Below are 12406 nucleotides of genomic sequence, written 5' to 3'. Positions count from 1 at the left end.
CCGGGAACGGTGGTCCTTTGCTCCGGGCAGCCTACTGACGTTCCCCCGGCGCGCGGGCACGCGCCGGGCGGACGGGTGGGGGGCGCGCGTCGGTTCAGGCGCTGCGGGCGTCACCACCGGTGCGCCGGGCGTGCCGGGCCCGGGCGGGCAGCGCCGCCCAGACCGTCACCTCGCCGGGCGCGTCGCGCACGCCCCAGTCGCTGGCCAGCTGGCCGACGATGTTCAGGCCGCGACCGCCGCGCGAGGTCAGCGAGGGGCCGGCGGGCAGCGGCCGGGTGGTCGCGCCGCCGTCGGTGACCTCCAGGGTGAGCACGCCGTCGGCGTGCAGCTGCCAGCGGACCAGCACGCCGCCGTCCGTTCCGCTCCCGTGCTCCTCGCGCTCCCGGCCGCCCGGTGCGGGGTGCGTTCCGGAGGGGACACCGACCAGCAGCTGGTCCACCACCTCGGCCCGCGCGCCGCGCCCCAGGGCCCGCAGCGGGCCGAGCGGACGGGCGTACCGACAGGCGTTGCTCAGCAGTTCGGAAAGGATCAATACGGCATCATCAATGACCGGCTCCGGTATCTGCCGGTCGCCGAGATCTCGACGCAGTCGGCGCCGTGCGACCCCGACACTCGCCGGGCCGTGCGGCACTGCCATGGTCGATGAAGTCGGCACTTCACGCGCCACCATCAACGCCACCCCCGGACCTCCTTCAGCGTATGCCGAGGGAGAGATGCCCCTTGGTAATGCGTCGGAAACGACCGCCGGACGATCCCGCGAGGACATTTCAAGCGATTGCGACCGAGGGTGGACCTGAGGTCATTCCGTGCTCACCCTGCGTCGCCCCGGTGCATGAATTCCGGCAATAACGGGCCCGGAAGGTTTGACTGCCGACCAGAACGATCAGGTTGTGTCCGGGCTTTGCGGGTGGATTTGCGGGCGGCCCGCCGCCCGACGGCGGATCACCGCCCGAGCTGCGCCAGGACCTCGGCGGGCCGGTTGGTGATGATCGCGGACACCCCGAGCTCCAGGCACAGTTCCACGTCGGCCGGTTCGTCCACGGTCCACACGTGCACCTCGTGCCCCAGCTCGCGCAGCCGCGTCACCAGCTGCGGGCGGGCCCGCACCAGGTCGATGCCCGGCCCGGCGATCCGCGCCCCGCCCGGCAGCGGGGAGCCCGGGCGCAGCCGGCCGAGCAGCGGCAGGGTCCGTTCGAACAGGAACACCCGCCGGTACTCCGGCGCCGAGGCCGCCACCCGGTCCAGCCCCACCGAGGAGAAGCTCATGATCCGGGCCGAGGGGCGCTCGCCCTCCCGGTTCGCGCCGATCTTGAAGCGTTCGAGCGTCCGCAGCAGCTCGGCCTCCACCCGGCCGCGGTAGCGCACCGGGTGCTTGGTCTCGATCGCCAGGTCCACCGGGCGGCCGCAGTCCACCACCAGCTCCAGCAGCCGCTCCAGCCGCAGCACGCCGCGCAGCTCGGGGTCGGTGCTGGGGCGGCCGGTCTTCCAGGCGCCGAAGTCGTACGCCTCCAGCTCGGCCAGCGTCATCGCCGAGACGGTGCCCTGGCCGTTGGAGACCCGGCCGATCCGGCGGTCGTGCACGCAGACCAGCTCGCCGTCGGCGGTCAGCCGGACGTCGCACTCGACCGCGTCCGCGCCCTCGTCGAGCGCGCGCCGGTACGCCGCCAGGGTGTGCTCGGGCAGGGCGTGCGAGGAACCGCGGTGGGCGATCACCTGGACGGGCGGCGTGGTGCGCGCCGCCGTCGAGGACGGGTCTGTGCTGGTCACGGGCCCCACGATAGGCGGCGGAAGTGACGCGCAGGCGAAGACGGCCCCAATCCGCGGGGCCGTCTTCGGTGCCGGTCGGTCAGCTCCGCGCCGCCCTGCGGGTCAGCGGGGTGAGCGCCCAGGTGACCAGGGCCGGCACCAGGAAGGCGAACAGCGAGGCCGACGTCCACTCCTGCGGGGTGAAGTGCAGGGCGTCCTGGGCGGAGGTCCAGAAGTCCGTCCACCAGCCGGCCACCGCGGTCGGCGCGATGAACTGGTAGACCGCGAAGCCCAGCACCCATGGCAGCAGCATCAGGCGGCGCGAGGGCGCGTCGGCGGAGAGGTTCCAGCCGTACCGGCCGGCGCCGAAGAAGTAGTCCACCGCCAGCACCGCCAGCAGCGGCACGAAGACCGAGCCGATCAGGCCGAGGAAGTTGGTGTAGGTGTCGGTGAACTTGTCGATCTGCAGCGCCAGCACGGTGATCAGCAGGCCGATCCCGCCGGTCAGCACCCGGCGGTCCACCTTCGGCAGCAGGTTCTGCACCGACATCGCGGTCGAGTACACGTTGGCGAAGGACTGGTCCGTCTCGCGCAGCACCAGCACCAGCAGGAACAGCCAGCCGGCCCAGACGCCGAGGAAGGAGTCGAAGATCCTGTTCGGGTCGCCGTCGGACTGCAGCAGGGCCATCAGGCCGAGCACGTAGCACCAGACCTGGGCGATCGTGTAGCCGGAGAAGCTGCCCCAGAACGCCGAGCGCGCGGTGCGCGAGTGCCGGGTGTAGTCGGCGGCCAACGGGACGAAGGAGATCGACACCGCGATCATCGCGTCGGTGGCGCCCAGGAAGCCGTGCCAGTTGCCGGCGCCCGGGTCGGGCACCCCCTGGCGGCCCAACTGGACGGTGAAGTACACCATCGCGACGGCGACCGCACCGGCCACGAAGCGGCGCAGCACCGCGATCGAGCCCAGCGGCCAGATGGTCAGCGCGGTGGTCAGCGCGCCCGCCAGGAGCACGAACAGCCAGCGGTAGCCGTCGGTGTGGGCGACGGTCTGCGCGCCCGCCGCGATCGTCAGCAGCTCGAACACGCCCCAGCCGACGCACTGGACGATGTTCAGCACCGTCGGGACGTACGACAGCCGGGTGCCGAACAGCCCGCGCAGGTTCGCCATCGCGGGCGCACCGGTACGGGCCCCGATCAGCGCGGCCACGCCGAGCATCGCGGTGCCGACCACGGTGCCGGCCACGATCGCGGTCACCGCGGCGGCCAGCGACAGCTCGCTGCCCTTGGCTCCGAGCACGGTCGCGGCGGTGGAGAAGCCGATCAGGCTGACGCCCAGGTTCATCCAGAGCGCGAAGTGGTCCCGGAAGCGCAGCGTGCGCGGCGGCTCGGTGTCCAGTACGAGCGGCGCCTCGGCACGCTCCGGGCGGTCCAGCACGGCGGTCGCCGTGTCGGTGGGGCCCGGGAGACCGCTGTCACCGCTGTCACCGTCGTGAGCGGTCGGGGACGGTTCGGGGAAACCCTTGGACGCGGGCGCGCCCGAAGAAGAGGATGGCGAAGCAGGCGACATGGCCGATACTCCCTACGCCGGCATTACCCGGACAGGTTCCGGCGGTCTGCGCCCCCTCGACGGTCCGCCCACGATCCCGTGGCGTACGGTCGACCAGCGCACTCTCAGCCTGGTCGGTCCAAGCTCCCGCGTGTCAGTTGTGAGCGACAGGCTAACCGGCCCGGGGGTGAACGCCAAGGCCACGGGGTGTGCGGCCCGCATCGCGGGACGTCCGGCGGAGGTGGGGGAGCCTCCGGTCGTCGGCCTGGTCGCCGGTTCGGCCGTCGAGTTGCTCGTCGGCTCGGTCGCCGGCTCGGTCGTCGGCGCAGGACAGCCTGGTCGGCGGCCCGGCTGTCGGCGGCGGCTAAGGATTCTTATGAGTTATTCAGAGGGGTCCTTACGGCAATCGAATCGGCAGTACGAAAAACTATGGTCCTTGGTTCTGTCAGCTATGGAGGTCGTTCGTGAGCACCGAGCGCGAGGTTGGGCCCACCGGGCCGCAGGGGGAGCAGCCCTCGGGCGGCCAGGCGGCGGCTGTTCCCGCTTCCGACGGCCACGCCTCGGGCGGGCACCAGCCGACACTGGCCTTCGGCCGGGTCCCCGAGCCCGCGGCCGCGCCGGCCGCCGAGGCCGCACCGGCTGAGGCCGCGCCGACCGAAGGCGCGCCGACCGATGGTGTTCCGGCCGAGGGCGGGTACCAGCCCACCGTGGCCTTCACCAAGGTCCCCGCGCCGGAGACGGCCCCGCAGGCCCCGGCCGCGCCGGTCGCCGACGCGCCGGCCGCCCCGGTCGACGCCGCCACCGGCTACATCGACGCGCCGCCGCCGGTCCTGCCGCCCGCCCCGCCGGTCCCGGCCGCGCCGGCGGCACCCGTCGCACCTGTCGCACCCGTCGCCGAGAGCCCGGCCCTGCCGCCGGGTGCCAACCCGTACGCCACCCCGGCCCACGGCGTCCCCGCCGCCGGCCCGCACGACCCGTACGGCACCCCGGCCGCCCCCGGCGCGCCCGCCGCGCACCCCGCGCCCGGCCACCACCCGTTCGGCGCCGGCCAGCCGCTCGGCGGCTGGGGCGCCGCCCACGACGCCGGCGGCGGCGCGGGCTACCCGGGCGGCCCGGCCGGACCGCTCGGCTACCCGGCCGACTACCCCGGCGGCCCCGGCGGCCCGCGCAAGAAGCGCGGCGGCCTGGTCGCCCTGATCGCCGCCGTCGCGCTGGTCGCCGGCGTGGCCGGCGGGGCGCTCGGCGTGACCGTCGCGGACCGCAACGACCGCACCAACAGCGCCGACGACCACCGCAGCACCACCGTCCAGGCCAGCAACACCCAGAAGAACGAGCCCGCCCCCGGCTCGATCGCCGGCATCGCGCAGAAGGCGCTGCCCAGCGTCGTCACCATCAAGGCGCAGGGCAACGGCGAGTCGGGCACCGGCACCGGCTTCGTCTTCGACACCGAGGGCCACATCCTCACCAACAACCACGTGGTCGCGCCGACCCTCAACGGCGGCAAACTGACCGTCAAGTTCGCCGACGGCACGTCCTACAACGCGTCCGTGCTGGGCCACGCCGAGGGCTACGACGTCGCCGTGATCAAGATCGACAACCCGCCGAAGAGCAAGCTGGCCCCGCTTCCGCTGGCCGACTCCGACAAGGTCAACGTCGGTGACGCCACCGTCGCGATCGGTGCGCCGTACGGCCTGGAGTCCACCGTCACCAGCGGCATCGTCAGCGCCAAGGACCGCCCGGTCGCCTCCGGCGACGAGACCGGCGGCCAGTCCTCCTACATGAACGCCCTGCAGACCGACGCCTCGATCAACCCCGGCAACTCCGGCGGCCCGCTGCTCGACTCCAGCGGCTCGGTGATCGGCATCAACTCGGCGATCCAGTCCAACGCCTCCGCCAACGGCCGGGCCGGCAGCATCGGCCTCGGCTTCGCCATCCCGATCAACCAGGCCAAGTGGGTCGCCGACACCCTGATCAAGACCGGCAAGCCGGTCTACGCCAAGCTCGACGTGCTGCGCAACGACGACTACAAGGGCGACGGCGCGCAGATCCAGACCCGCGACATCCAGGGCCAGCCGGCCGTCACCCCCGGCGGCGCCGCCGACAAGGCCGGTCTCAAGCCGGGCGACGTCATCACCAAGCTCGGCGGAGTCCCGATCGACAACGGCCCCGCCCTGGTCAGCCGGATCTGGACGCACAAGCCCGGCGAGACCGTCGACGTCGAGTACACCCGCAACGGCCAGCAGTTCAACACCAAGGTCACCCTCGGCCAGCGGGACGGCGACAGCTGACCCCCACCCGCACGAAACGGTGTGCACCGAACCCCGCCGGACCCGTTAGGCTGACCTCCGCCTGGAGAGCTGCCCGAGCGGCCTAAGGGAACAGTCTTGAAAACTGTCGTGCGGTGACCCCGTACCGTGGGTTCGAATCCCACGCTCTCCGCTGGTTGGAGAACCACCTGCTCAGGGCGGGTGCCGAGATCACTCGGCACCCGCCTTTCGCGTTTGCGGCCGGCGGGGGTTGACCCTGACACGGTGGCAGGGGGTGGAGTGGGGGCACCATGTTGAACATCGGAGACTTCGCCAGCCACGGCCGGGTGTCGGTGCGGATGCTGCGCCACTACGACGCGATCGGGCTGCTGCGGCCCGCCAGGGTGGACCCGGTCAGCGGGTACCGGTCCTACGAGGCGTCCCAACTCGCCCGGCTCAACCGGGTGATCGCGCTCAAGGAGCTCGGCTTCACGCTGCAGCAGGTGCGGGCCGTCCTGGACGAGCAGGTGGACGCGGCCGAACTGCGCGGGATGCTGCGGCTGCGCCGGGCCCAACTCGCCGAGGCGATCGCCGCGGACGAGCAGCGGCTGACCAGGGTGGAGGCGAGGCTCCGGACGATCGAGAGCGAGGGGACCATGTCCGCACACGACGTCGTGCTGAAGCGGGTGCCGTCCGTCCGGGTGGCCGAACTGACCGCGGTGGCCGCGAGTTACGAGCCGGAGGACATCGGACCGGTGATCGGCCCGCTGTTCGCGGAGCTGTGCCGGCGGCTGGCCGAGGCCGGGATCGCCGAGGCGGGCCCGTCCGTCGCCCGGTACGAGGACGTGCCGGAGGGCGAGGGCACGGTGCTGATCCGGGTGGCCGTCCCGGTCGGGCCGGCGGTGGAGCCGGGCTGGTACGGCTTCGCGGTGCTCGACCTGCCGCCGATCGAGGAGGCGGCGACGGTTGTGCACCGCGGCTCGATGGACGAGGCGATGGGGAGCTTCCAGGAGCTGGCCCGCTTCATCGACGCGAACGGCTACCGCTCGGCCGGCTACGCCCGGGAGCTCTACCTGGAGTGCCCGGACGACCCGGCGCGGTGGGTCACGGAGTTCCAGGAGCCGGTGGTCCGCCGGTAGGCCCTGCCCGGCCGAGGTCCACGCCCCGCAGATCCCGCCGGGGCCCACTTGCCGGGCCTCCGGCGGGCGGGCAGAGTGCGGTGGAGGCGGCGGGCGGCGAGTGGAGGCGGCGATGGGTGACCTGACGGACCGACTGGCGCAGGGCCTTCCGGCCGGGGCGGTGGTGGTGGATCCGGACGTGACCGCCGCCTACCGCTATGACATGGCCGGCTTCTGCGCCGCCGGTGCGCCCGCCGTGGTGGTGTTCCCGGAGACGGTCGAGCAGGTGCAGCACGTGCTGCGCACCGCCACCGCGCTGCGGGTGCCGGTGGTGCCGCAGGGGGCGCGGACCGGGCTGTCGGGGGCGGCGAACGCCGTGGACGGCTGCATCGTGCTGTCGATGGTGAAGTTGAACCGGATCCTGGAGCTCGACCCGGTGAACCGGATCGCGGTGGTCGAACCCGGCGTGGTGAACGCCGAACTGTCCCGAGCAGCAGAGGAGTTGGGGCTTTCGTACCCGCCGGACCCGTCCAGCTGGGAGTCCTGCACGATCGGCGGCAACATCGGCACCGGCGCGGGCGGGCTCTGCTGCGTGAAGTACGGCGTCACCAGCGAGTACGTGCTCGGCCTGGACGTGGTGCTGGCGGACGGGCGGCTGCTGTCCACCGGGCGCCGGACGGCCAAGGGCGTGGCCGGGTACGACCTGACCCGGCTGCTGGTCGGCTCGGAGGGCACGCTGGGCGTGGTGGTCCGGGCGGTGCTCGCGCTGCGGCCCGCGCCGGCGCCGCAGCTGGCGCTGGCGGCGGAGTTCCCGAGCGCGGACGCGGCGGGCGCGGCCGTCTGCGAGGTGATGGCGCGCGGCCTGACCCCGTCGCTGATGGAGCTGATGGATGCGGTCAGCGTGCGGGCGGTCAACGACCTGGGGCGGATGGGGCTGCCGGAGACGACCCGGGCGCTGCTGCTGGTGGCCTTCGACGGGCCGGACCGGGAGGCCGGGCTGGCGCGGGTGGCGGAGCTCTGCCGGGAGGCCGGGGCGACCGAGGTGGTGCCGGCCGAGGACGAGGCGGAGTCGCAGCTGCTGCTGGAGGCCCGGCGACTGGCGCTGCCCGCGCTGGACCGGTTGGGCACCACGATGATCGACGACGTGGCGGTGCCGCGCTCCCGGCTGGCCGAGATGCTGAACGGTGTGGCGGCGATCGCCGAGCGACACGCGCTGACCATCGGGGTGGTCAGCCACGCCGGGGACGGCAACACCCACCCGATCGTGATCTTCGACGGCTCGGACGAGGAGCAGGCTGCGCGGGCGCAGCGCTCCTTCGACGAGATCATGGCGCTGGGGCTGGAGCTGGGCGGCACGATCACCGGGGAGCACGGGGTGGGGCTGCTCAAGCGGGACTGGCTGGCACGCGAGCTGGGGCCGGTCGCGCTGGACCTCCAGCGACAGCTGAAGGCGGTCTTCGATCCGTTGGGAATCATGAACCCGGGCAAGATGGTCTGATGGTATTTCCCCCTATTCCAGTACGACTTTCCGATGGCCTGAGAATGGCCGGAAAAGTCGACATGGGAGGGTAGTCGAACTTTTTGGGGGCGCGTTTCCTGATTTTCCTGCGCCGGGGTGGTGCGCCTGGTGGTTCGCGTGATGGCGAAGCGCCCTACCTGGAGGGTCCTCCGAGAGGTCGCCGTTCGGGCAAAGTGCCAGCTCAGAGAGGTGTGTCGGCGCACTGTCCGATTTTCGGTCCGTTATGCGCAGCCCGGGTGGATATCACGCTAACGGGCGAAAACTGCCCCGCCGACTAGTGCTTTGTCGATTTGTTGCGGAAGTCTGTCTCTCGGCGTCGCAGCCAGCAGGTGTTCGTCTGGCCGGCGAACTCCCGCACCCCTTGCTCGACAATTGCACGATTTACAGCTTCTTGGAGGCTCTCATGGCTCGCATCCACACCCGCCGGGTGGCCGGACTCCTGCTCGCCGCCCCGCTCGCGGCCGGCCTGCTGCTGGCCGGGGCCGGCGCTGCGGCCGCCGACAACGGTGCGGGCGCCGCCGCCGGTTCCAACGCCGGCGTGGTGTCCAACGTCGGCACGGGCAACGTCTTCGGCGGGGTCGACGGCAACTACATCTCCACCCAGCAGACCGCCACCGGCGCCGGCGCCTCGAACCAGAACAACACCCTCGCGGTGAAGGACAACGCGGGCACCATCCTGGCCGGGCAGTCCAACAAGAACATCAACGTCGTGTTCGCCCCGATCTTCCACTGATCCGATCGGGCACCACCGACGGCGGGGGCGCCGGAGGTGGGCGGCCGCGGGTGAGCTGAGCGCTCGCGGAGGGGCTCGAACCAGTCTCCGGGCGGAATTCCCGCCCGGGCGCGGATCAGAACAGCGCATGACCGGCCAGCGGAAAGGGTCGCCGTGAAGCCGGCCTCGTGGGCGGTGCCGCCATCGGCACCGCCCACGAGTGCGTCCGGAGCCGGGCGCGAACCGCACGGGCCCGCTCGTCGCCGGCTGCCCGGCACCGCCAGCTGTCCGGCACCGCCAGCTGTCCGGCACCGCCGACATCGCCGGCTGCCCGGCACCGCCGACTCCGCTCGGGACCGCCCGCCGAGGCCCGCCCGGACGCCCCGAACGCGTCCAGCGAGGGCCCGCGCCCGGAGCCGTCGGTGCTCGGCGGTACGGTTGCGCTCCGACAGCGCACCACGTGCCCGGGCCCGGGAACCACGGCCCGGCCGGGGCGGCGACCGCGGCAACCGGAAGAGAGGGCGCGCGATGGCGGCGGAGGAGGAGGGCCTGACCGGCCCGGGCGAGGCCTGGCCTGCACCGGAGCCGGATCCGCGACCCGGGCCGGACGCCCGCCGGGAGCCGGCCGAGCACCGGCCCGAGCCGAAGTCCGTGCCCGAGCTGCTGCTCGGCCGCCCGCCGATGGCCCGCCCGCTGCCGACCTTCGACGCCGAGGCCGCGCCCGCCGAGCCCGGCCCGCTGTTCGTGGACTGGCTCGCCACCGCGCTGGCCGCCGGCGTGCCGGACCCGCAGGTGGTCACCCTCTCCACGGTCGACGCGGACGGCCTGCCGGACGCCCGGGTGCTGGTGCTGCGCGACGTCGACGCGTCCGGCACCGGCTGGGTCTTCTCCGCCGCCGCCGACAGCCCCAAGGGCCGCCAGCTGGCCGACCACCCGGCCGCCGCGCTGACCGTCTACTGGCCCCAGCTGGGCCGCCAGGTGCGGGTTCGCGGCACCGTCGAGCGGGCCGCCGACCTGGTCGCCGCCGCCGAGTTCGCCACCCGTTCCCCGGATGCCCGGGTCGGCGCGCTGGTCGGGCGGCAGAGCGAGCCGATGGCCTCGCTCGCCGAGTACGACGAGGCCGTCGCCGTCGCCCGCCGCCGGCTGGAGGCCACTCCGGACGCGGTCGCGGCCGGGCACGCGGTCTACACCCTGTGGGCGCACGAGGTGGAGTACTGGCAGGGCGACGCGCAGCGCCGGCACGTCCGGCTGCGCTACACCCGCACCGGCCCGGTCCGGACCCCGGAGTGGTCGCGCACCCTGCTGTGGCCGTAACGGTCTGACGGCCCAAGGGCCCGGCCCGGCCTGGCCGGGCCCCGCCGCCGTGCGGCCCTACCGCCGCCCGGTCAGCGTGGCTCCCACGCTGGCCGCCACCACACAGCCGATCCCGGCCAGCTGCGGCACGCCCAGCAGCTGGCCGAGCACCACCAGGCCGACCAGCGCGCTGACCGCCGGCTCCAGGCTGACCAGCACGCTGAACACCCGCTGCGGCATCCGCCGCAGCGCGGTCATCTCCAGCGCGTACGGGATCACCGGCAGCAGCAGCGACACCCCGGCCACCGCGGCCAGCAGTCCCAGCGGCGAGGCGCCGGGCGCGGTCAGCCCGTCCCAGGCCTGGCCGAGCCCGAACGGCGCCAGGGCGAGCGCGCCGACCGTCATCGACACCGCCAGGCCCTGGAAGCCCTGGAAGGCGGCGCCGACCTTGTCGGTGAACAGGATGTACGCGGCGTAGCAGGCGGCGGCCCCGAAGGCGTAGAGCAGGCCGACCGGGTCGAGCCCGCCCCCGTCGCCGCCCTCGCCGAGCAGGGTCAGCAGGACGACGCCGCCGGCGGCGAGCAGCGCCCAGAGCAGGTGGCTGGCGCGCCGGGCGAAGACCAGGGCGACCGCGAGCGGGCCGAGGAACTCGATGGTCGCGGCGGTGCCCATCGGCAGCCGGTCGATCGCCCCGGCGAACAGGAAGGTCATCCCGGCCGAGGCCACGCCCAGCAGGGCCGCCGCGGCGAGGTCGCGCGGGCGCTTGTCGCGCAGCCGGGGCCGGGTGACGGCGAGCAGGATGACCGCCGCGAAGCCCAGCCGCAGGAAGGTGGTGCCGCTGACCCCGAGCGGGCCGAACAGCGGCTTGGACAGGGCGATCCCGGTCTGCACCAGGAACATCGCGGTCAGACAGAGAAGCGGCGCCGGGATCCTCTCCGGGCGCCGCAGGACCTTCGGGAGTCGGCCGGTGGGCCGGCCGGGGGGCGCGTCGGGCGGTGCCGTGGAGCCGGGTGTCCCGCCTCGTCGCCAGCTGCCCCGCTCGCCGGCGGGCTCGCCCTGGGGGGCGGGCGGCATGGCAAGCGCCTCGGCGACGGCGGCAGCCGGCATCGGGGCGGTGGTTTCGCTGGGATGGGAGCTGGGCATATGGGCGAGTTTGCCGTAAGGAGTGATGAACGGGCAAGCTCGTTACAACTATCGGGACGGATGTGGACGGGTGCGGCCGAAAGGGTGGGCTCGCCCGGTGCGCCCGGCGTGGTTGCCGCATTCGTCCGATGGTCCGTCAGTAGCAAGGGCGGGTGCGCTATCTCCGCCCCGCGGCCCTGCTCGCCGCCTCCCTCGTGCTCCTGCTGGCCACCGACGGGACGGGCGTGAGCGCCGGGGCCGCCGCCCTTCCCCGCATCCGGGCCCTCACCCTGCCCGACCGGTTCGGCCCGCCCAGGATCCACGACGACTTCACCGGCCCCGCCTTCGACGCCTGCACCGCGCCGCCCCTCGACACCCTGCGGGCCTGGCACGGGGTCTCCCCGTACGGCGCGCTCGGCATCTACGTCAGCGGCGCCCAGCGCGGCTGCGGCCAGCCCCGGCTCACCGCCGAGTGGGTGCGCCAGGCCCGCGCACTGGGCTGGCGCTTCCTGCCGGCCCACGTCGGGCTCCAGGCGCCGTGCAGCGAACTCGCCCGCAAGCCGCGCCGGATCGACCCCGCCCACGCGGTCGAGCAGGGCCGGGACGAGGCCACCGAAGCCGTCCACGCGATGGGCTCGCTCGGATTCGGCAAGGGCGGCCCGGTCTACCTCGACATCGAGGCCTACCCGATGCACGACCCCGCCTGCGGCCAGGCCGTGGTCGACTTCGCCGTCGGCTGGACCCAGGCCCTGCACGCCGCCGGCTACCGCTCCGGCTTCTACTCCAGCCTCGACTCCGGCATCGCCGACCTGGCCGCCGCCGCCCGGGCCGGCAGCTTCCCGCTGCCCGACGCCCTCTGGTACGCCCGCTGGGACGACCGGGCCGACACCGCCGATTCCGGCGCCCTCGGCTCCGGCCTCTGGGGCGACCACCAGCGCGTCCACCAGTACCGCGGCAACGTCGAGGAGACCTACGGCGGCGCCGCCCTCACGATCGACCGCAACCACGTCGACGGCCCGACCGCCGGCTGACGCGTCGCCGATCCGTGATCCGGGCAACGGGGCCGGGATACTGACAGCGGGTGGGGCGGGGCGGCACAATCGG

General features: G+C 73.7%; 10 protein-coding genes, 1 tRNA gene and 1 riboswitch. Of the genes, 7 read left to right on the top strand and 4 right to left on the bottom strand.

Features of this window, described 5'->3' with window-relative positions; translation table 11 throughout:
• Positions 1-94: 94 nt before the first annotated feature.
• The 3 genes from ACFVHI_RS16955 to ACFVHI_RS16945 all read right to left on the bottom strand — a co-directional run bounded on the left by ACFVHI_RS16955 (position 95) and on the right by ACFVHI_RS16945 (position 3181).
• A complete protein-coding gene (locus ACFVHI_RS16955) occupies positions 95-637 on the bottom strand; it encodes an ATP-binding protein (protein ID WP_380339940.1) in 543 nt (180 codons plus the stop codon).
• 305 nt (positions 638-942) lie between these two features.
• Entirely contained in the window at positions 943-1767 is an 825-nt protein-coding gene (locus ACFVHI_RS16950; RefSeq protein ID WP_380339937.1) for a glycerophosphodiester phosphodiesterase, read from the bottom strand.
• A gap of 79 nt (positions 1768-1846) precedes the next feature.
• The gene (locus tag ACFVHI_RS16945) at positions 1847-3181 is read right to left on the bottom strand and encodes a cytosine permease (RefSeq protein ID WP_063348570.1); all 1335 of its coding nucleotides are present in this window, start codon (positions 3179-3181) and stop codon (positions 1847-1849) included.
• Between the two features lie 124 nt (positions 3182-3305).
• Positions 3306-3453: riboswitch (TPP riboswitch) on the bottom strand.
• Between the two features lie 303 nt (positions 3454-3756).
• Here ACFVHI_RS16945 and ACFVHI_RS16940 point away from each other — a divergent pair.
• The 6 genes from ACFVHI_RS16940 (at position 3757) to ACFVHI_RS16915 (ending at position 10201) form a co-directional block, all read left to right on the top strand.
• Positions 3757-5580: a S1C family serine protease gene (locus tag ACFVHI_RS16940; protein ID WP_380339934.1), complete on the top strand. Its 1824-nt coding sequence runs from the start codon at positions 3757-3759 to the stop codon at positions 5578-5580.
• Positions 5581-5643: 63 nt separating this feature from the next.
• Positions 5644-5731, top strand: a tRNA-Ser gene (locus ACFVHI_RS16935).
• Positions 5732-5849: 118 nt separating this feature from the next.
• Positions 5850-6677 carry a MerR family transcriptional regulator gene (locus ACFVHI_RS16930; protein WP_380339931.1) on the top strand — a complete coding sequence of 276 codons (828 nt, stop codon included), beginning with the start codon at positions 5850-5852 and terminating at the stop codon, positions 6675-6677.
• 112 nt (positions 6678-6789) lie between these two features.
• A complete protein-coding gene (locus ACFVHI_RS16925) occupies positions 6790-8154 on the top strand; it encodes an FAD-binding oxidoreductase (RefSeq protein ID WP_380339928.1) in 1365 nt (454 codons plus the stop codon).
• A 424-nt stretch (positions 8155-8578) separates the two neighbouring features.
• On the top strand, positions 8579-8908 hold the full coding sequence (locus ACFVHI_RS16920) for a hypothetical protein (protein ID WP_363370655.1): 330 nt from the start codon (positions 8579-8581) through the stop codon (positions 8906-8908).
• Between the two features lie 507 nt (positions 8909-9415).
• On the top strand, positions 9416-10201 hold the full coding sequence (locus ACFVHI_RS16915; protein ID WP_244293416.1) for a pyridoxal 5'-phosphate synthase: 786 nt from the start codon (positions 9416-9418) through the stop codon (positions 10199-10201).
• 57 nt (positions 10202-10258) lie between these two features.
• Here the strand turns inward: ACFVHI_RS16915 and ACFVHI_RS16910 are convergent, their stop codons facing one another.
• Complete coding sequence (locus ACFVHI_RS16910; RefSeq protein ID WP_208869089.1) at positions 10259-11323, bottom strand: DMT family transporter; 1065 nt, start codon at positions 11321-11323, stop codon at positions 10259-10261.
• A gap of 152 nt (positions 11324-11475) precedes the next feature.
• Between ACFVHI_RS16910 and ACFVHI_RS16905 the strand changes: the two genes are divergently transcribed.
• Positions 11476-12333 (top strand): glycoside hydrolase domain-containing protein, encoded by an 858-nt coding sequence (locus ACFVHI_RS16905; RefSeq protein ID WP_063348575.1) that lies wholly within the window; start codon positions 11476-11478, stop codon positions 12331-12333.
• Positions 12334-12406: the final 73 nt, after the last annotated feature.

The sequence above is a fragment of the Kitasatospora sp. NPDC127121 genome, from assembly GCF_042677305.1.
In the GTDB taxonomy this organism is placed as follows: domain Bacteria; phylum Actinomycetota; class Actinomycetes; order Streptomycetales; family Streptomycetaceae; genus Kitasatospora.
This window is presented reverse-complemented; position numbering and strand designations above follow the sequence as displayed.

What these genes read in the sequence shown, in the direction of transcription:
- ACFVHI_RS16955 (WP_380339940.1), bottom strand. Translation starts at nt 637, where the DNA reads ATGGCAGTGCCGCACGGCCCGGCGAGTGTCGGGGTCGCACGGCGCCGA.
- ACFVHI_RS16930 (WP_380339931.1), top strand. Translation starts at nt 5,850, where the DNA reads ATGTTGAACATCGGAGACTTCGCCAGCCACGGCCGGGTGTCGGTGCGG.
- ACFVHI_RS16925 (WP_380339928.1), top strand. Translation starts at nt 6,790, where the DNA reads ATGGGTGACCTGACGGACCGACTGGCGCAGGGCCTTCCGGCCGGGGCG.
- ACFVHI_RS16920 (WP_363370655.1), top strand. Translation starts at nt 8,579, where the DNA reads ATGGCTCGCATCCACACCCGCCGGGTGGCCGGACTCCTGCTCGCCGCC.
- ACFVHI_RS16915 (WP_244293416.1), top strand. Translation starts at nt 9,416, where the DNA reads ATGGCGGCGGAGGAGGAGGGCCTGACCGGCCCGGGCGAGGCCTGGCCT.
- ACFVHI_RS16910 (WP_208869089.1), bottom strand. Translation starts at nt 11,323, where the DNA reads ATGCCCAGCTCCCATCCCAGCGAAACCACCGCCCCGATGCCGGCTGCC.